Origin of the sequence: Rurimicrobium arvi (assembly GCF_039540495.1) — a bacterium.
Lineage (GTDB): Bacteria > Bacteroidota > Bacteroidia > Chitinophagales > Chitinophagaceae > Rurimicrobium > Rurimicrobium arvi.
Genome location: NZ_BAABEZ010000001.1, coordinates 115,173 through 132,287 on the forward strand (window position 1 = coordinate 115,173; position 17,115 = coordinate 132,287).

The 17,115-nt window shown below is 49.0% G+C and carries 17 protein-coding genes; 5 read left to right on the forward strand and 12 right to left on the reverse strand.

Going from position 1 to position 17,115, the window contains the following annotated elements:
- Positions 1-18: 18 nt before the first annotated feature.
- On the reverse strand, positions 19-1,398 hold the full coding sequence (locus ABD846_RS00485) for a M16 family metallopeptidase (RefSeq protein ID WP_344821583.1): 1,380 nt from the start codon (positions 1,396-1,398) through the stop codon (positions 19-21).
- Between the two features lie 96 nt (positions 1,399-1,494).
- Here ABD846_RS00485 and hxpB point away from each other — a divergent pair, with 96 nt between their 5' ends.
- Together hxpB and ABD846_RS00495 are read left to right on the forward strand one after the other, a co-directional pair.
- The gene (gene hxpB, locus ABD846_RS00490) at positions 1,495-2,175 is read left to right on the forward strand and encodes a hexitol phosphatase HxpB (protein ID WP_344821585.1); all 681 of its coding nucleotides are present in this window, start codon (positions 1,495-1,497) and stop codon (positions 2,173-2,175) included.
- On the forward strand, positions 2,172-2,477 hold the full coding sequence (locus tag ABD846_RS00495; RefSeq protein ID WP_344821587.1) for an eCIS core domain-containing protein: 306 nt from the start codon (positions 2,172-2,174) through the stop codon (positions 2,475-2,477). Before hxpB ends, ABD846_RS00495 begins: the two co-directional genes overlap by 4 nt.
- Positions 2,478-2,509: 32 nt before the next feature.
- Here ABD846_RS00495 and ABD846_RS00500 read toward each other — a convergent pair whose 3' ends face one another.
- The 5 genes from ABD846_RS00500 to ABD846_RS00520 all read right to left on the reverse strand — a co-directional run bounded on the left by ABD846_RS00500 (position 2,510) and on the right by ABD846_RS00520 (position 8,028).
- On the reverse strand, positions 2,510-4,975 hold the full coding sequence (locus ABD846_RS00500) for a GumC family protein (protein ID WP_344821589.1): 2,466 nt from the start codon (positions 4,973-4,975) through the stop codon (positions 2,510-2,512).
- Positions 4,976-5,030: 55 nt separating this feature from the next.
- Positions 5,031-5,840: a polysaccharide biosynthesis/export family protein gene (locus ABD846_RS00505; protein ID WP_344821591.1), complete on the reverse strand. Its 810-nt coding sequence runs from the start codon at positions 5,838-5,840 to the stop codon at positions 5,031-5,033.
- Positions 5,841-5,892: 52 nt separating this feature from the next.
- The gene (locus ABD846_RS00510; RefSeq protein WP_344821593.1) at positions 5,893-6,666 is read right to left on the reverse strand and encodes a tyrosine-protein phosphatase; all 774 of its coding nucleotides are present in this window, start codon (positions 6,664-6,666) and stop codon (positions 5,893-5,895) included.
- Between the two features lie 76 nt (positions 6,667-6,742).
- Positions 6,743-7,798, reverse strand: a complete 1,056-nt coding sequence (locus ABD846_RS00515; protein ID WP_344821595.1) for a glycosyltransferase family 2 protein — start codon at positions 7,796-7,798, stop codon at positions 6,743-6,745.
- 11 nt (positions 7,799-7,809) lie between these two features.
- Positions 7,810-8,028 carry a hypothetical protein gene (locus tag ABD846_RS00520; RefSeq protein WP_344821597.1) on the reverse strand — a complete coding sequence of 73 codons (219 nt, stop codon included), beginning with the start codon at positions 8,026-8,028 and terminating at the stop codon, positions 7,810-7,812.
- Between the two features lie 108 nt (positions 8,029-8,136).
- Between ABD846_RS00520 and ABD846_RS00525 the strand changes: the two genes are divergently transcribed.
- Together ABD846_RS00525 and fabD are read left to right on the forward strand one after the other, a co-directional pair.
- On the forward strand, positions 8,137-9,264 hold the full coding sequence (locus ABD846_RS00525) for a sensor histidine kinase (RefSeq protein ID WP_344821599.1): 1,128 nt from the start codon (positions 8,137-8,139) through the stop codon (positions 9,262-9,264).
- 85 nt (positions 9,265-9,349) lie between these two features.
- A complete protein-coding gene (gene fabD, locus ABD846_RS00530; protein ID WP_344821601.1) occupies positions 9,350-10,213 on the forward strand; it encodes an ACP S-malonyltransferase in 864 nt (287 codons plus the stop codon).
- Between the two features lie 66 nt (positions 10,214-10,279).
- On the opposite strand, the gene ABD846_RS00535 is transcribed toward fabD, so the two are convergent.
- Entirely contained in the window at positions 10,280-10,687 is a 408-nt protein-coding gene (locus ABD846_RS00535) for a hypothetical protein (RefSeq protein ID WP_344821603.1), read from the reverse strand.
- Between the two features lie 82 nt (positions 10,688-10,769).
- On the opposite strand from ABD846_RS00535, the gene ABD846_RS00540 reads away from it, so the two are divergent.
- Positions 10,770-11,312, forward strand: coding sequence for a YfiT family bacillithiol transferase (locus ABD846_RS00540; protein WP_344821605.1), 543 nt, complete (start codon positions 10,770-10,772; stop codon positions 11,310-11,312).
- 1 nt (position 11,313) lies between these two features.
- Here the strand turns inward: ABD846_RS00540 and tyrS are convergent, their stop codons facing one another.
- The 5 genes from tyrS to ABD846_RS00565 all read right to left on the reverse strand — a co-directional run bounded on the left by tyrS (position 11,314) and on the right by ABD846_RS00565 (position 17,079).
- A complete protein-coding gene (gene tyrS / locus ABD846_RS00545; protein WP_344821607.1) occupies positions 11,314-12,594 on the reverse strand; it encodes a tyrosine--tRNA ligase in 1,281 nt (426 codons plus the stop codon).
- Positions 12,595-12,627: 33 nt separating this feature from the next.
- Positions 12,628-13,935 (reverse strand): UDP-N-acetylglucosamine 1-carboxyvinyltransferase, encoded by a 1,308-nt coding sequence (gene murA / locus ABD846_RS00550; protein WP_344821609.1) that lies wholly within the window; start codon positions 13,933-13,935, stop codon positions 12,628-12,630.
- 35 nt (positions 13,936-13,970) lie between these two features.
- Complete coding sequence (locus ABD846_RS00555) at positions 13,971-14,645, reverse strand: DUF4290 domain-containing protein (RefSeq protein ID WP_344821611.1); 675 nt, start codon at positions 14,643-14,645, stop codon at positions 13,971-13,973.
- A gap of 140 nt (positions 14,646-14,785) precedes the next feature.
- Positions 14,786-15,562 carry a diaminopimelate epimerase gene (gene dapF / locus ABD846_RS00560; RefSeq protein ID WP_344821613.1) on the reverse strand — a complete coding sequence of 259 codons (777 nt, stop codon included), beginning with the start codon at positions 15,560-15,562 and terminating at the stop codon, positions 14,786-14,788.
- Positions 15,563-15,573: 11 nt separating this feature from the next.
- On the reverse strand, positions 15,574-17,079 hold the full coding sequence (locus ABD846_RS00565) for a GWxTD domain-containing protein (protein ID WP_344821615.1): 1,506 nt from the start codon (positions 17,077-17,079) through the stop codon (positions 15,574-15,576).
- Positions 17,080-17,115: the final 36 nt, after the last annotated feature.

Genomic DNA, 17,115 nt, shown 5'->3' on the forward strand with positions numbered 1-17,115 from the left:
GTTGTTTTTCGGGAACAATTATTTTTTCTCGTTTGCTTTAGGCAGATAATACACTACCAGTCGGTTGGATTTCACGAGGTATTTTTTTGCAACGCGTTGCAGATCTTCTTTCGTGATCTTAGTGTATTTGTCCAGTTCCGTATTGATCAGGTTCGCATTGTGGAAGTAGGTATAATCTGTTGCCAGATTTTCCACGATACCGGCTACGCGGCTGTTCTGACTGATAAAGTCGTTCTCAGCCTGGTTCATCAGTTTTTTGTATTCAACATCGGTGAGCGGGGTGGATACCACTTTCTCGATCTCTGCGTCCATTGCTTTTTCCAGGTCTTCCGGTTGTACGCCCATATTCGCGATACCGAACATCATTACAGCGCCCGGATCTTCATTCGGAAGCGCAAATGCACCTACTGCCAGGGCTTTCTGTTGTTTGTCCACGATTTCCTTCTGGAACCGGGAGCTTTTTCCCTGAGACAGCAGCTGGTTCAGCAGTTGCAGTGCGTAATAATCGTCAGTTCCCATTGCGGCACCATGGTAAGCCATGATCACAGCAGGCAGCTGAACGTTATCGTAGAAGTTCACACGTTTTTCAGCTGTCTGAGCGGGTTCCACTTCGGTTGGGCGCGGAATGGCCTGTGTGCCTTTAGGGATATCTCCGAAATATTTCTCGATCAGCGCTTTTGTCTGATCAACGGTCAGGTCTCCACCGATCACCAGTACCGCATTGTTCGGTACATAGAACGTTTTATAGAAGTTCATGAACTCAGTGATCTTCGCTTCGTCGATATATTGCTCTTTACCGATCGGCGTCCAGCGGTAAGGATGCGTCGTGTAGAGGTTTTCAAATACCACGTTCAGCAACTGGCCGTAAGGACGGTTGTCGAAAGATTGTTTCTTTTCTTCTTTTACCACTTTACGCTGCGTCTCCACACCTACGGTGTCGATTTTCGCGTGCAGCATACGCTCAGACTCCATCCACAGGGCAAGTTCCAGCTGGTTGGATGGTAAAGTCTCAAAATAGAAAGTTCGGTCCTGGGAAGTATTTGCATTCAGCTGACCTCCGTTTGCCTGAACCAGTTTCATATATTCACCACGGCCGATATTTTCGCTTCCTTCAAACAGCAGATGCTCGAAGAAGTGAGCAAAACCGGTACGTTTCGGATCTTCATTCTTGGATCCTACGTGGTACATCACGGATACGGTAACGATCGGCGTGGCATGGTCTTCGTGCAGGATTACATGCAGGCCGTTGGGCAGATCATACTCTGTAAACTTGATTCTTCCCTGTGAGGCAGCCGCAGTTGCTGCCGGTTTGGCAGGAGCGGCTTTTGCTTGAGCATTTGCCTGAACGCTCAGTACTGAGGCGCCCATTGCAAGTGCATAAAAAGCTTTTAACTTCATAAGATTTGTGTTTCTTTTTTGTGCAGCGAAATTAGATCATTAGGCCCAAGCGGCGCGGTTTTTTTTTGATTTCCCCCTAAAGTTCACCCGCCGATTATGGATATTTGCCGAAATTTTACCGAAGCGATGAGAGATACCGCAATTTTCGATATGGACGGACTGCTGCTGGACACCGAACCCCTCTGGACCAAAAGTATGAAGACCGTTTCCGAGCGCCATGAGATCCCGGTAAAGCCCTATCAGTTTAAGGAAACCACGGGTTTGAAAATATATGAGGTAGTAGCTTACTGGGCGGTGAAGTATCCCTGGCAGGGTGCCAGTGTGCAGCAGGTATCGGACGAGGTGATCGAAGATATTATTGCTTTATCCAAATCGGAGGGGCGTGTAATGCCGGGAGTATTGCCGTTATTACGACAATTCCGGGAGCGCGGGGTGCGCATGGGTGTGGCTACCTCTTCTCCGAGACGTATGCTCCATGAACTGATCAGCTATTTTGAACTGGAACATTATTTCGATGTGCTTTGTTCCGCAGATGAAGTGGGTTTCGGAAAACCACATCCGGCTGTTTACCTGCATTGCGCAGAACGCTTACGCAGTAATCCTTTACAGTGTATCGTATTTGAAGACTCGTTCAACGGGATGGTGTCCGGTAAAGCGGCGCGCATGAAGGTGATTGCGGTTCCCGATCCCGCACATTTCGATGATCCGCGCTTTGCGATCGCCGATGAGCGTCTGCACAGCCTTGAAGAGTTTCACTACGATTATATGCTGTCATGATACAGGCGCTGCCTCCGGGCGTAAAGATCAGGGAACATTCCCGGCTGGCAAAGCTGGCGGCGCGCAGACTGAAGGTAGCCTCTGTCGCTATGGTGATCGGCAATACGATCCACCTGTACGGAGCTTCCCGATCAGAATTCCTTTCCAACGAACGCTGGCTGCGCCATGAACTGGCACACGTAGCTCAGTACCGCAGGTATGGTTTGCTGCGTTTCCTGTTATTGTATATCATTGAAACCATGCGTCACGGTTATCACAACAACCGTTTTGAGCGCGAAGCACGTGCAGCGGAAAAAGCATAAATGAAAAATGGCCCCGGAAAGGGGCCATTTCGTTAATCGTTCTTTTTACGGCGGAAGATATCTTTGATCTTTTTGCCTGCGCTGAGCTGGTTATCATCTTCGTAATAACCGCCACCGCTTGTGTCGCCACCATAGCCGTAGCCGTAGCCATATCCATATCCGTAACCATAACCATATCCGTATTTCTTGCTACGTTCCACACTGTTGAAGATAATGGCGGGATTCTTGATTTTGCCGTCGTGGTAGAGCATATCCAGCATTTTCACCTGCCCCTTGATCGTATTTCCCTGGCGGGTTACGAATACATTCACTCCGGAATATTTCGCCAGAATAGTGGCATCGGACACCATTCCCACCGGAGCGGTATCGATAATGATCACATCAAAAATCTCGCTGAGCTCCTGAAGCATTTGCTTGTTCCTCGGCAGCAGGATCAGCTCTCCCGGGTTGGGGGGTACTGCACCACAGTTGGCTATAAAGAGATTGCCATGTAATCCGGACGGCTTGATCACTTTGTTGATGTCATTTACCACACCTGCAAGGTAGGCACTGATACCGCCATCGCGTTCCAGGTTCAGACGCTCGGAGATCTTGGGCTTACGGAGGTCAAATTCCATTACCAGTACTTTCTTGTGCGTCAATGCCAGAGTAAGGCCCAGGTTGATAGAGATAAACGTTTTACCCTCACCGCTCACGCTGGAGGTAACCAGGATCGTTTTCTTGTTATCGTTCACGGCCATAAACTCCAGGTTGGTACGTAACAGGCGGAATTGTTCCGCAATACCGGTACGGATGCTGGGACCGATAACCACTTCCATCCCCTCCGGAGCCTTATTGATAGAGCCCAGGATCGGAATATCGGTGATTGCTTCGATATCCGTTTCATTCATTACCTTATTATTCAGCAATTCCTTCACTGCAAAGCCCATCCATGGAATCAGCAGACCGAAGAAGAAAGTGAAGATGTAAATGTTCTTGGAGACCGGTTTTTCCGGAGTGCTCAGCGCATAAGGCTGTACAATAAGTTTGGAGCGTGCTGAAGCGGCATTCAGTGCAATCTCATTTTCCAGACCTTTCTGGAACAGGGTAAGGTACATGCTCTGCAATACGTCATACTCGCGTTTTACGTCATTGATCGAGCGGTCCAGCCGGGGAATCGTATTGATCAGTCCGCTGTACTTGGATGCATTCTGATAAGCGCCTTGCAGGGCAGCATTGATCGCACCTTCATTTTTCGCAATGGATTCGATGATGCTTTTGCGTAAGCCGGTGGCTTCTGCCTCATCACGCACACGACCCGGGTTTTGCGGCGGCTGGTTTTCGATCTCGATTTTCTGAGCAACCTGGTTATACCTGCGGATCATCTCGCTGAGCATCGGATCTTTTACCGTAGCGGCCGAAATGATAGGGTAGAAATTTTCCGAAAGATTGGAGATCTGTGAACGCACTTCAAATAAAGTCTGGCGCTCCTGGATAATCTCACTGATCTTTTGCTGTGATTCTTCTTTGCCCTGAACATAAGCACCGCCCTGGGTTTCGACATCAATCAGGTTGTTGCTGATCTTGATACCTTCCACTTTGGAATCCACGCCTTTCAGCTGATCAGCCAGCTCTGCCTGGCGCTTGTCTATAAACTCGCGGGTTTTATTGGCGCTCAATACTGCGTTGGACAATTCGTCTTCGTGGTATTTTGCAATAAGTACGTTGATAAAGTCAATGGAGCGTTTCGGCAGGTTATCGGTAGTGGAGATTTCCAGCATACTCGTTCTTCCGTCCGTAGGATACACCATCAGCGACGTCAGGATGCGGTTTACTTCCTGCGAATAATTGAATATGCGGATTTTGATCGGTATGGCAAGGTATCCTTTGTTAACCGTAGGTTGGGTGGAATATTCAATTTTAAAGCGGCCGAAAGGATATTTGGTCCAGGTATCGAACGACACCTTAGCGGTATTTTCGCCCCAGGTTACGTCAAACTGACCTTCATTTACGGCGCCATCAGCCGATTTTGCCTGCTTTACAACCAGTTCATCTGCGTTGCCGAGGTAGCCAGTGGAATCGAAGCGCAAAAAAATCGGGCTTTCTTCATAAATTTCGGTTTCTTTCACTTTGCCTTTTACCCAATAGTGTACGTTCAGTTCCAGCGAGTCCACAACATCACGTACAAGATCCTGGGATTTCAGCAACATGATCTCATTGAACATGTTCACCCCTTCATCCTGTATACCGATTTTCTTCAGTACGGAGGTGCCTGCCTGGGAGCCGGAACCATTCATATCGGAAGATCCTTCCAGGAGCAGGGAGCTTTTTACTTTATAGAGCGGAGTTGTATAACGGAGGTACAGAAAACCTGCTCCGAGGGAGATAATGACACTGAGCGCAACGATGTACCAGTTACTCGCTATTGATGCAATAAATCGTCTGAAATCGAAATTCTGGTTCAGCTGATCCTTAATGGTGCTTTGTACACCTGAAGGGTTGGTGGAGATTTTATCCATAATGAAAATATCGAGCTTTTTGTTTGCCGGTAAACCGGTTCTTTCTGATCGTTAATTATTTCTTGGTTAGCTGTACAATTCCATATACGGATAAGGCTGCCCCGATAAAAGTCGACAGGGCCGGAAGGTAGAAAGAAATGAATTCGTTGGTTTGCTGACGTTTCAGACGGTTGGGTTCCACATATACGACATCGTTCTTCTGCAGGTAAAAATACGGACTGCTGAATACGGTTTTGCTGTTCAGGTTGATATGGCCGAATTCCTGTTTGCCGTTTTTCTCGCGTATTACTGTCACATTATCTTTGCGGCCGGTAATCGGGATATCGCCCGCTGCGGCAAGTGCTTCGAGAATATTGATCCGGTGATTCGGCGCGAGAATGGGTCCTACACGGCCGACTTCTCCCAGCATGTTTACTTTAAAATTAAGAATACGCACTTCCACCACGGGTGACTTCACGTAGGCGACAAGCTTCTGCGACATCATCTCCTTTGCCTGCAGAGGGGTAAGTCCTCCGATTTTGATTTTTCCCACAACCGGGAAATCAACATATCCTTCCGGATCAACAAGATAACCTTTGGCGGTGGCTCCGTTCGATCCGTTGGCGGCCAGTGAATACGGGATTCCGCCGTCATTAAAGATGCTTACCGGGTCTATTTTCTGACTGAACGCATCGAAGCTGCTTACATTGATGGCTACAATATCGTCAGCGGTGATCAGCACTTCCGGCTTGGGTTGCGTGGCCACAGTTTCCACTGTCGGATCCGGTTGATCTGAAGTCAGGAAGTAGATCGTTTTTTTGGGCGTACTGCACGATGCTGCAAACAGCAGGATTGCTGACAGAGAAAAGAGGGTGCGTTTGGTCATTCGAAGCTTGATTTTGACTTGCGCAAAGTTAAAATAAATGATGATAAATGAGTTACAGATGCCGGAATAGTTCGCGATTACGGAATCCGTATTCACTCAGGCGCCACAGTGTTTCCTGATGCTCAGTGGGTAACATCCTTATACGGTCCAGGTGCCGCTGATGGTGGAGGTCGGTTCCGCAGTAGTCGTACAGGCCGGCTTCCAGCATTTTATCGGCATTTATTTTAATAGAACGGCCATAATACCCGATAATCGACAGCAGGTTCAGCTGCAGGGAAACACCCTTATTCTTCAGATTTTCGAAAACCTGTATGTCCGTTTCGTAAATGTATCGCTCCGGATGCGCGAGAATCGGTTTATACCCATTTGCCTGTACAGCAAAAATAATTTCATTGAATTGCCGGTTCCATCCTGCCATGCTCACCTCAACGAGTACCTGATTGTCACCGAAAGGCATCAGCCCTTTAGGGAGTACGTCGCTCAGAAAATAGGAGTCCAGGAAATATTCGGCAGACGTCTGAATACGCATGTCCGGGTGATGCAGCTTCAGGTATTCGCGCAGCGGCTCGAAAGTCCGTTGTACCTTAACGGTATCGTTATCATACATTTCCCCGTGAATATGGGGGGTGGTGATAAAATCCCGGATACCCATTTCCCGCAGGCTACGTATAAAATGGACGCTGTCTTCCAGCGACTGCGAACCGTCGTCGATGCCGGGAACGAGATGACTATGCATGTCCCCGCCCAGGAACGACAGGTCGGCGACGTGGTAAGTGGGGATAATCTGTGGTTCGGGACCTTTCTTCTTCTTAAAAAACGAAAACATAGCCAATCACTAAAAGTGTTTTGATCAAAATTAAAAGTTACGACTGATAATAGTATCAGCGGCTGTTTCGCTCTATTTACGGCTTTAATGGCTGAGGCTTCCAATTCAGTTCGGAAAACCTGCGGGTTTTCTTAATGAAATATTGCCATACGATGCTCCCTTTATATACAGATCTTTTCACTGGTTGTGCGGATACCAGGCGGCGTGCCTGACGGCGGTGTTTCATCCATTTGCCGAGTGACCCGTAAAAATTAAAATGCGCTTTGATAACAGTAAAACATTCCCGGAATTTGCCCTGCATCATAAAGTGCAGGCCGGCCACGCCGTCCAGGACGAGTCTTACGGGGAACAACCATACCAGCCGGCGCAATGGTTCATTTTTCAGCAGAATGATGAGGCTGTTCCGGAAATTATAAAAAAGTTTCTGAGGGCTTCCGTAGCTGATAACGCTACCGCCTACATGATACACTGTGGAAGAGCCGATATAGCCTACCGTATATCCTGCATTCTGCAGCCGCCAGCAGAGATCAATCTCTTCCTGATGCGCGTAAAACTCGTCGTCCAGTCCGCCGACTTTATGATACAGTTCTGCACGAACAAAAAGACAACCGCCCGAAGCCCAGAATATTTCCACGTTATCGTCGTATTGACCCTGATCGGATTCGATCTCGTCCAGCACGCGGCCGCGGCAGAACATATAGCCGAAAGTATCTTTAAAACCACCGGCAGCCCCGGCATATTCAAATTTTTCGCGTTCGCGGTAATAGCGGATTTTAGGTTGGCAGGCAGCCATCTGCGGATGTTGCTCCATAGCCTGATGCAGGGGAGGGAACCAGCCGGGTGTTACTTCAAAGTCTGCGCTGAGCAGGACATAGTATTTGCTGCTTATTTGCTTTAAGGCTTCGGCATAGCCATGCGCGAAACCTTTGTTCACTGCTATCTGCAAAAGGGACACACCGGGGAAGTGTGTCCTTATATAATCGGCGGTATCGTCTGTCGAAGCATTGTCTACGACTACTACTGAGTAGCCCGACGGTGCTTCAGCTACAATTAAAGGTAGAAACAGCTCGTGCCACTTTTTGCCGTTGTAGCTCAATATGACAACGGCCGTGTCCTGAGCGGTGATAAGCATTTATACAAGAATTACTTGTACTTGGGTTCGTAAAGGGTATTATCCGGAACTTTGATATCGTCGTTTTTCTGGAAGCGATGTTCATATAATTTATAACATCCGGACCAGCAGAAAATAAAGAAGCCAAAGAAGAACAACAAAAACAAAAATCTTGATTTTGAAGGTTTGCTGTATTCAATATCCGCTTCGTTTGCAATTTCGTGCTCCTGATAGTTGTGTTGCGTATCCATTACGATCTTTTAATTTGCGCCGACAAAGATAAAAATTAAACGTTCAAAACCACAATAGTTTTAAAACAATTTCGTTTCTTCAGTCCCGTGATGAATCTGCGACAATTTTTGAACTGGAGGTCCCTGCTTGTGCTCACAGCTATCTGTATTGTAGGGGCTTCGCTCTTTTTTACCGGCCGCCTTGCCTCGCGTCTTGCCGTGGAAGAACGGAAGCGTGTCGCGCTGTTTGCCGAAGGGGTTAAATACATTGCGATTGCTCCCAACGACGAGGAGATCAGCCTGGCTACCAATATTATCACACAGGACAGCACCATTCCGCGCATTATTACCGATGAGGCGGGCCATATCCAGGATCTGAAAGGGCTGGATACCAGCGGCGTAAAAGATGTTCCCGGTTTTCTCAAAAAGAAAATGGAAGAATTCCGCAAGCAGAATCCACCCATACGCGTGCAATTCGAATTCGGAAGCGTGTTGATTTATTATGGAGAATCGAATCTGCTTACCAGCCTGCGTTATTTCCCCTATGCCCAGCTTGCAATCATTGCGCTCTTTCTGGTGGTGGTGGTGATCTCCATCGGAACGGCTCACCGCTCCATACAGAATCAGGTATGGGTAGGTCTTTCCAAAGAAACAGCCCATCAGCTGGGAACGCCGATTTCGTCAATCGAAGGATGGATGGAAATCATCCGCGAGGAACTTCCCGACAACGATTATGTCGCGGAAATGCAGAAAGATGTGGACAGGCTGAAGCTGGTAGCCGACCGGTTCAGTAAGGTGGGCAGTGAGCCGAAACGTCAGGTTGAGAACCTCGTGCCCCGGCTGCAGGAAATGGTCAGCTATATGCAAAAGCGCGCACCCGGAAAAGTGCGTATCAGTTTCGCGACCAATGCTGACGATGTGGAGGCGAACGTAAGCGGGGCTTTGTTCGACTGGGTGATCGAAAACCTGATCCGTAACGCGCTGGATGCAATGGAGGGTGTGGGGAATATCCGCATCCTGCTTGAAGAAACGGATACAACTGTGCTGATCGATGTTTCTGATACCGGTAAAGGGATTCCCAAACATCAGATCGCCCGGGTATTTCAGCCGGGCTTCACTACCAAAAAGCGCGGCTGGGGACTGGGGCTTTCACTCGCACGCAGGATTATAGAAAATTACCATGATGGTACTATCGCAGTAAAACAGTCCGAGGTGAAGAAAGGCACCACTTTCCGGATCGTACTACCTAAAGCCTGACAGGTTTACATAAAACAAACTTTGCCGGATTTCCGGCGCGGACTATCTTCGCGCCGGAAACAATACATTGTTTAAATATTACTCTATGAAGCACGCATTTATTTTCCCCGGACAGGGCGCACAGTTCTCCGGAATGGGAAAAAACCTGTATGAAGAACATGCGCAGGCAAAAGAATTGTTTGAGCAGGCGAATGAGATCCTGGGCTTTCGCATTACTGATGTGATGTTCTCGGGCACCGACGAAGAACTCAAACAAACGAAAGTTACACAGCCCGCTGTTTTTCTCCATTCCGTAGTACAGTTCCTGTGTAATCCCGAATATCGTCCTGATATGGTTGCCGGTCATTCTTTAGGAGAATTTTCTGCGCTGGTGGCTAATAAAACGCTTGCCTTTGCAGACGGACTGCGGCTCGTAGCGCAACGTGCGGCTGCCATGCAGCGTGCATGTGAAATGAATCCTTCCACGATGGCTGCAGTTTTAGGTCTGGAAGATGCCGTGGTGGAGCAGGTATGTGCAACAATAACAGACGAAGTGGTGGTTGCCGCAAATTATAACTGTCCGGGTCAGCTGGTGATCAGCGGTAGCAATGCCGGTATCGCACTTGCATGTGAAAAACTGAAAGCAGCCGGAGCGAAGCGCGCGCTCGTATTGCAGGTAGGGGGGGCTTTCCATTCTCCGCTGATGGCTCCGGCCCAGGAGGAATTGCAGGCTGCCATCGAAGCTACACAATTCAATACACCTGTTTGTCCCGTTTACCAGAACGTGGATGCATTGCCTTATACCGATCCGGCGCATATCCGCCAGAATCTGATCAAACAACTGACTGCACCCGTGCGCTGGACACAATCCGTAAAAAATATGGTGGCCGACGGAGCTACGCAATTTACGGAAGTAGGTCCGGGCAATGTATTGCAGGGACTTGTGAAGAAGATCGCTCCGGGATTGTAACTCTTCAGGTATGCACATTAAAAAGCCGCTTCCTTCTTTGGAAGCGGCTTTCTTCATAAAGTGGATTTATTTTTTCTTCAGATCCTTTTTGGCATCTGAGGCGGCTTGTTTCACGGCGTCTGAAGCTTTATGCGCTTCTTTTTTTACTGTTTCCGCAGCCGTTTTGGCAGCCTGCTTTATATCCTGGGCTGCCTTATTGCTTTCGGTCTTTACCTTTTCAGCAAATTTCTTTGCCTCTTTTTTTGTGGTATCGTCCGTTGCCGCCGTTACCGGCTCCGGCGTAGCCGTTGCGGTATCTTTAAGGGTGTCCTGAGCGGCAGGGAGCGTATCCGTTAGCGTAACCGCCGGTTCTATTTCCGGGGCTACAGTAGGGGCCTGTTGTTCAGCTACGTAAGACAGTGGGGTGGCAGAGCTGCCGCAGGCAGCGCAAAAGCATAAACTGCAAAAACTCATTCGCAGGAGCATCGGTTTCATGAGGCTATCTGATTTTTACCCAAAAATAAAATATTTTTCCTGCCTGTCGCCGCTTGTTACTTTCGCAGTTCAATCCCTTATTATGCAAACAGTTCCGGAAGAATGGATATACCCGGTGGGGCGTTTTGCCGCACCCGAAACACTTGATGTGACCGCGTTTGAAGATGCGATCCGGGAAATAAAAGTGCTGCCGCGAATATTGGATGCCTGTGTCGAAAATCTGGACGAGGAACAATTGCGGATGCCCTACCGCGATGGGGGATGGAGCATCCAGCAGATCATTCATCATCTGGCAGACAGTCATATGAATGCATATATCCGCTGCAAGCTTGCACTAACCGAAAACGATCCGGTGATAAAACCGTATGACCAGGATCTCTGGGCGGAAACAAACGACGTACTGCTCGTGCCGCATAATTATTCCATCACGATGCTCCATGCGCTGCATCACCGCTGGGCGGTGCTGCTGGCGTCACTCAGTCCGGAACAACGCCTGCGCAGATTCTATCATCCGGAAAGCGAAGAATACGTTGCGATCTGGGAGGTAGCCCTGAAATACGCATGGCATGGTCGTCACCATGCCATGCAGATCAGATCGTTCAGAAGCCGGATGGAATGGCTCTGATCTAAGCGAATATCGCGAGTGTATAATTGGACTTCCCTTTTTGGAGCAGCATATATTTGCCGTTCAGCAGCAGGCCTGTAGTGATGCGTGTATCAACACCTGATACCTTTTCCTTGTTGATGCTCAGCGCATTTGCCTGTATCGCTTTACGCGCTTCCCCTTTGCTCGGATATACTCCGTTCTCCGCAAGGAAATCGATCAGTACCGCTCCTTCGCCCTGCAACGAACTCAGCGAAGCATTTACCTGCGGTACGCCGTCCATCACTTCGAGCAACTGTTTTTCTGAAAGGGATTTTAAAGCTTCCACTGCACTGTTGCTGAATAATATTTCGGAGGCTTTCTGTGCGAACAACAGGTCTTCCACACTGTGTACCATTATGGTCATTTCTTCCGCCAGTGCTTTTTGCAGCAGACGCAAGTGCGGCGCTGCCTGGTGTTCTGACACCAGAGCGCGTATCGCTTCCAGTGGCTTGAATGAATAAATAAAGCTCAGCTTCTCAGCTTCAGCATCCGGCAGCTTCAGCCAGAACTGATAGAATTGATAGGGCGATGTCAGGTTTGCATCGAGCCAGATATTTCCGCCTTCCGATTTTCCGAATTTGGATCCGTCAGATTTTGTGATGAGCGGACTGGTGAAGGCAAATGCTTCTTTATCTCCTTTCTTGCGGATAAGCTCCGTACCGGTAGTGATATTACCCCACTGATCGGCGCCACCCATCTGTAATTGAACATTATGGTGCTCGCTCAGATGCAGGAAGTCGTAACCCTGTATAAGCTGGTACGTAAATTCCGTAAACGAAAGTCCTGTTTCCATACGCTTCTTCACGGAATCCTTGGCCATCATGTAATTGACGGTAACCAGTTTTCCGGTGTCACGGATAAAATCGAGGAAAGAGAAATTCTTAAACCAATCGTAATTGTTCACGAGTACTGCAGCATTTGCTGTGCTACCGCTGAAATCCAGGAAACGGGACAACTGTTTGCGGATGCCGTCACAGTTACGCTCGAGTGTTTCCTTGTCGAGCAGATTGCGCTCGGCCGATTTGCCGGAAGGATCTCCGATCATACCGGTAGCACCGCCCACGAGTGCGTAAGGTTTGTGGCCCGCTTTCTGTAAACGCATCAGCAGGGTAATCGGCAATAAGCTGCCCACATGCAGGCTTTCTGCGGTAGGGTCGAAGCCGATGTAAGCCGATACCATTCCTTTTTCTAATAACTCTTCGGTGCCCGGGATGATGTCCTGCACCAGACCGCGCTCTTGTAATTCCTGTATAAATGTCATTTGTAAATGATGTACGCTTTTTAATTGATTTGATTAGTCTACCCGGCGGATATCCGCTCCCAGCGCGTTCAGGCGCTCGTCAATGCGTTCGTAGCCGCGATCGATCTGTTCGATGTTCTGAATAATACTTTTTCCCTCTGCAGACAATGCGGCGATCAGCAAAGCGACCCCTGCACGGATATCGGGCGATACCATTGTTATACCACGGAGGTTGATATCGCGGTTCAGTCCGATCACCACTGCGCGATGCGGATCACACAGTACGATCTGTGCACCCATTTCAATCAGTTTGTCCACGAAGAAAAGACGGCTTTCAAACATCTTCTGATGCACCAGCACTGTTCCCTTTGCCTGCGTGGCAGTCACCAGCACAATGCTGAGCAGGTCCGGTGTGAATCCCGGCCAGGGATGGTCATACACCGTCAGGATGGATCCGTCGATAAAGCGCCGGATGCGGTAATTTTCCTGTGTCGGTATATAGATGTCATTGCCGCGTATTTCCAGTTCAATACCTAATTGCTGAAATGTTTCGGGGATATTTCCCAGATGTGCGACATCAGCGTTTTTGATGGTTATCTCGCTCTGAGTCATCGCAGCCATACCGATGAACGAGCCTACTTCGATCATGTCTGCAAGCAGGTGGTGATCGCAACCTCCGAGCTGCGTTACCCCTTCAATGGTCAGCAGGTTGGAGCCAATGCCACTGATCCGTGCGCCCATCTTGTTCAGCATCCGGCAGAGCTGTTGCAGGTAAGGCTCACAGGCGGCGTTGTATATCTGGGTTGTCCCCCGGGCCATTACTGCAGCCATCAGCACATTTGCCGTTCCGGTAACGGAAGGCTCGTCCATGTGCAGGAAAGTGCCGCTGAGGTGATCACATTCCAGAGAGAATATATTTTTGTCCGTATCAAAGTGGAAAGCAGCTCCCAGCTTTTCAAAACCACGTATGTGTGTGTCGAGGCGGCGGCGGCCGATCTTATCTCCGCCAGGCTGGGGTATCAGGGCTTTGCCGAAACGCGCCAGCAAAGGGCCCGCCAGCATCACTGCCCCGCGCAGTTTTCCTGATTTCCGTTGAAACGTCTGCCCCGAGAAATATTCCAGGTTTACCTCTGAAGCCTGAAGGGTAAATGTGTTCGGTGCATCCTTCGTGACGCGTACGCCCATGTCGCCGAGTAGCTCCAGCAGCATATTCACATCGAGGATGTCCGGCACATTGCTGAAGGTGACCGGCTGATCGGTAAGCAGCGCAGCGCACAACACCTGCAGCGCTTCATTTTTGGCGCCCTGTGGTGCGATCTCGCCCTGAAGCCTGCGCCCCCCGCGGATTTCAAATGAACTCATGATACTGGTGGTTTCTATAAATGTACGATGAAGGTTTATTTGTTTTTGAAATTCCGGTTTTTATTATTCTTACCATTTCCATTGTTACCGTTATTTCCGTTGTTCCCGTTTTTACGGTTTTTACCCTTCTTGTAATTGTTGTTTTTATTGCCTCCCTGGAAGTTGGAGCGCGGATCGAAAGGTACTTTGTATCCGCTCGCTTCATAGCGCAGTTCGCCATCCGTGAGAACAGTAAGTTCGCTGCGCACCATATCGTCATGCACCGCTTCCTTATGCCAGTTGTTATATGCCAGCTTCATATAATAACCTACGGATTGCGCGTATCCCTGGCGCTTTTCCGGATCGTCCTTCAAGGCTTTATTGATGAGGGTCTGCAGGTTTTTGCCGAGGTGACGGTGTTTGATCGGGGATTGCGGGTAAGGCAACGGATCAGGTCTGCGCGTCAGCTGCTCCTCTGTAGGCGGAGGAAAAGGTCCGTCCACATCCAGGCGATAGTCGGTCATCTGGTGCAAATGGTCCCAGAGCTTGTGCTCGTAATCTTCCATCGTTTTCAGATGGGGAGTAAGCAGACTCATCAGCTCTATCACCAGGCGCGCCTGCTGAAGTCGTTTTTCTCGATCGTCTATGGTGAGCAGGTATTCCACCATTTTCTGGACATTACGTCCGTATTGCGGCATCAATAGTCTGCCGCGGGAACTATTATATTCCATAAATAAATTTGTCTGATTAAAAAGTAAAGACGGAAAGCGGTACTGTCAACAGGAGGGTGGTTGAGCGGCAGGGCAACGGAAGGCCCGCCGGAAACCGGATTTTTCCGATACCGCAAATATAAGGGAAATGGCAATTACTTTCAGCCCAGTGAAATGTGCCCGGAAAACACATGACGTGCCGGCCCCGTGAGTACCACGCCCGTGGCGCTTGCTGCGCTGTCCTTTATAAAGGATACATTCAGTTTGCCGCCCGGAGTAGCTATGTCGGTGCTGAATGCGCCGGTGGCATTTCCTGACGCAGCGATCGCGGCAGCAGTGACCCCGGTGCCGCAACTGTATGTTTCATCTTCCACACCCCGTTCGTAGGTGCGTACTTTCAACATTGTTCCGTCCCGCTGCACAAAGTTCACATTTGTTCCTCCCGGCGCGAATGCGGCGTCATAACGGATATGTTTTCCCCGCTCAAAAACATCCACGGCTGCCACATCTTCCACCCACTCCACATAGTGCGGCGAACCGGTATTCAATATCGCGTGGTCTGCGAAATGTTGTACATCCTGCACATTGTTCATATGCAGGGCAATATCACCATCAGACAGCACAGTAGCTTCGTGCGCGCCATCGATTGCAATAAAGTGTGCATGCCCGGTGATAATACCCAGGTCCCGCGCAAATGCGGTGATGCAGCGTCCGCCATTTCCGCACATCGTACTTTCATTTCCGTCTGAGTTGAAATACACCATACGGAAATCGAAGCCCGTAGCTTTTTCGAGCAGCATCAACCCATCCGCGCCTATCCCGAAACGGCGATGACACATAAACGCGATCTGCTCCGTGGTGAGCGAGATATGCAGCTCACGGTTGTCGATCAGTACAAAATCGTTGCCGGTACCCTGGTATTTGCTGAATGGGATCATAGTGCGTATGCTTATTTATTGCCGATTAGTTGCTCTGCCTGCGAATTTTCGTTGTTGTAGCCGCTCGTAAGGTTATTCAGGTAAAGAAACGAACGCCAGTTCGGGTTGCGCTTCTCGTCGGGGAATGTGGAGTGCAGCAGCTGATATCCGGATAATGTCCGCGCTGGTTTATAAAACAAAAATAACCCGTCCAGGCCTGTTTTTTCGGAAGAATAATACTGCCATACTTCATACGGGTTGGAACCATTCTCGTTGTTGACGATGATACGGTCGTTCGGTTTCCCGTACTGAATATAGATGCGGCCCCTGTCGGTCATATAACCCGGAATGCGGCCATTGGAAAAAATACGGTTGACTTCTTTTATTTTTTCGGCGTAATCCAGCCATGCCTTTCCCGGATCTTTCTTATTGCGCTTTTCCCAGAAGTTGTAAATGAAATATTTACTGTAAAGCTCATCCGGTTTGCTCAGGAAGCCGTTGATGATCAGATTTTCGCCGGGGTCGGCAATGAGCGACAGCATGCGCAGGATTGCCTTCACCTGTACGGGAGTATACTTCCCCACAAACGTGGTGGTGAGATCAAATACGTGTGTTACACCGTTACTGTCCGGCTCTTTTTCGAGTGTGGTCGGAGCGCTGATATTTTCCACATTCTTCACTTCTTTCTTCCGGGTATTGAAGCGCTGAAAGAAAATGCACTGCTTATCCTGCACCCAGCTGTACTTATCTGCGATCACCACGTTCAGGTAATAGTTGCCGGAACTCAGGTTTTCGATGGGAAATTCCCCATAGTGGATATCACGTTCGTTCCCGGTCAGGGAATCTGCTTTTTCATAGCCGATTACGGGTGATCCATACGGTTTGGTGGAGATGTACGTTTTTATAAAATACGGTCCCGATTTCCCTTTAAAATTATTGCCGCGATACGTTTCGTAATAGAAATGCAGGTATGTTTTGGTGTCATCCACAAAATCTGAGGCCAAAGGAATGTCGATTCTGTTGTTGCGTGCATACACCACGTCTGACACTGCTTCCCAGCTGGTATCGAGCAATTCAACGGAGGAAAGGCGGAGACTGTCTTCAGCAAAAGGCGGTATGATAATGGAGTCGGTATATTGAAACAGTTCTCCCTGTTTTTTCATTTCAAACAGGATCAGTTCAACATGATATTTGCCCGGGGGCATTGTATAGGCGTACTGGTCGCCGATGATCTGGTTGCGCGCTTCTTCCTGACTGCTGCGTTCCGGTGTGTTTACCTTAAACACTTTTTCGGCAAGTATGCCTGTATGGTCCGACCAGCGGAGGATACATTGCAGCGTCGTGACCCATTTCCCTGCTTGGTCGGTGGTGTAGTGCAGGTTAGATGCGGCTGCCCGCCAACTCAGTGTTATATTTGCGGTGCGTCCGTTGCTGTCGTTGGTGTAGAACGTTGCATGGCTTACTGTAACCTGTATGGCCCAGAGTGGCAATCCCGCAAGGAGCAGTCCCAAAGTCATCAGAAATCCGCGAACACGCATCGGTACAATTTTTTGCAAGGTACTTAAAACAGTTTT

Bases quoted from the DNA above. Each gene is read 5' to 3' on its own strand.
- ABD846_RS00505 (WP_344821591.1), bottom strand. From the start codon at position 5,840: ATGACCAAACGCACCCTCTTTTCTCTGTCAGCAATCCTGCTGTTTGCA.
- ABD846_RS00535 (WP_344821603.1), bottom strand. From the start codon at position 10,687: ATGAAACCGATGCTCCTGCGAATGAGTTTTTGCAGTTTATGCTTTTGC.
- ABD846_RS00555 (WP_344821611.1), bottom strand. From the start codon at position 14,645: ATGGAATATAATAGTTCCCGCGGCAGACTATTGATGCCGCAATACGGA.
- ABD846_RS00485 (WP_344821583.1), bottom strand. From the start codon at position 1,398: ATGAAGTTAAAAGCTTTTTATGCACTTGCAATGGGCGCCTCAGTACTG.
- ABD846_RS00540 (WP_344821605.1), top strand. From the start codon at position 10,770: ATGCAAACAGTTCCGGAAGAATGGATATACCCGGTGGGGCGTTTTGCC.
- ABD846_RS00565 (WP_344821615.1), bottom strand. From the start codon at position 17,079: ATGCGTGTTCGCGGATTTCTGATGACTTTGGGACTGCTCCTTGCGGGA.
- tyrS (WP_344821607.1), bottom strand. From the start codon at position 12,594: ATGACATTTATACAGGAATTACAAGAGCGCGGTCTGGTGCAGGACATC.
- ABD846_RS00520 (WP_344821597.1), bottom strand. From the start codon at position 8,028: ATGGATACGCAACACAACTATCAGGAGCACGAAATTGCAAACGAAGCG.
- ABD846_RS00515 (WP_344821595.1), bottom strand. From the start codon at position 7,798: ATGCTTATCACCGCTCAGGACACGGCCGTTGTCATATTGAGCTACAAC.
- hxpB (WP_344821585.1), top strand. From the start codon at position 1,495: ATGGATATTTGCCGAAATTTTACCGAAGCGATGAGAGATACCGCAATT.
- murA (WP_344821609.1), bottom strand. From the start codon at position 13,935: ATGAGTTCATTTGAAATCCGCGGGGGGCGCAGGCTTCAGGGCGAGATC.
- ABD846_RS00495 (WP_344821587.1), top strand. From the start codon at position 2,172: ATGATACAGGCGCTGCCTCCGGGCGTAAAGATCAGGGAACATTCCCGG.
- dapF (WP_344821613.1), bottom strand. From the start codon at position 15,562: ATGATCCCATTCAGCAAATACCAGGGTACCGGCAACGATTTTGTACTG.
- fabD (WP_344821601.1), top strand. From the start codon at position 9,350: ATGAAGCACGCATTTATTTTCCCCGGACAGGGCGCACAGTTCTCCGGA.
- ABD846_RS00510 (WP_344821593.1), bottom strand. From the start codon at position 6,666: ATGTTTTCGTTTTTTAAGAAGAAGAAAGGTCCCGAACCACAGATTATC.
- ABD846_RS00500 (WP_344821589.1), bottom strand. From the start codon at position 4,975: ATGGATAAAATCTCCACCAACCCTTCAGGTGTACAAAGCACCATTAAG.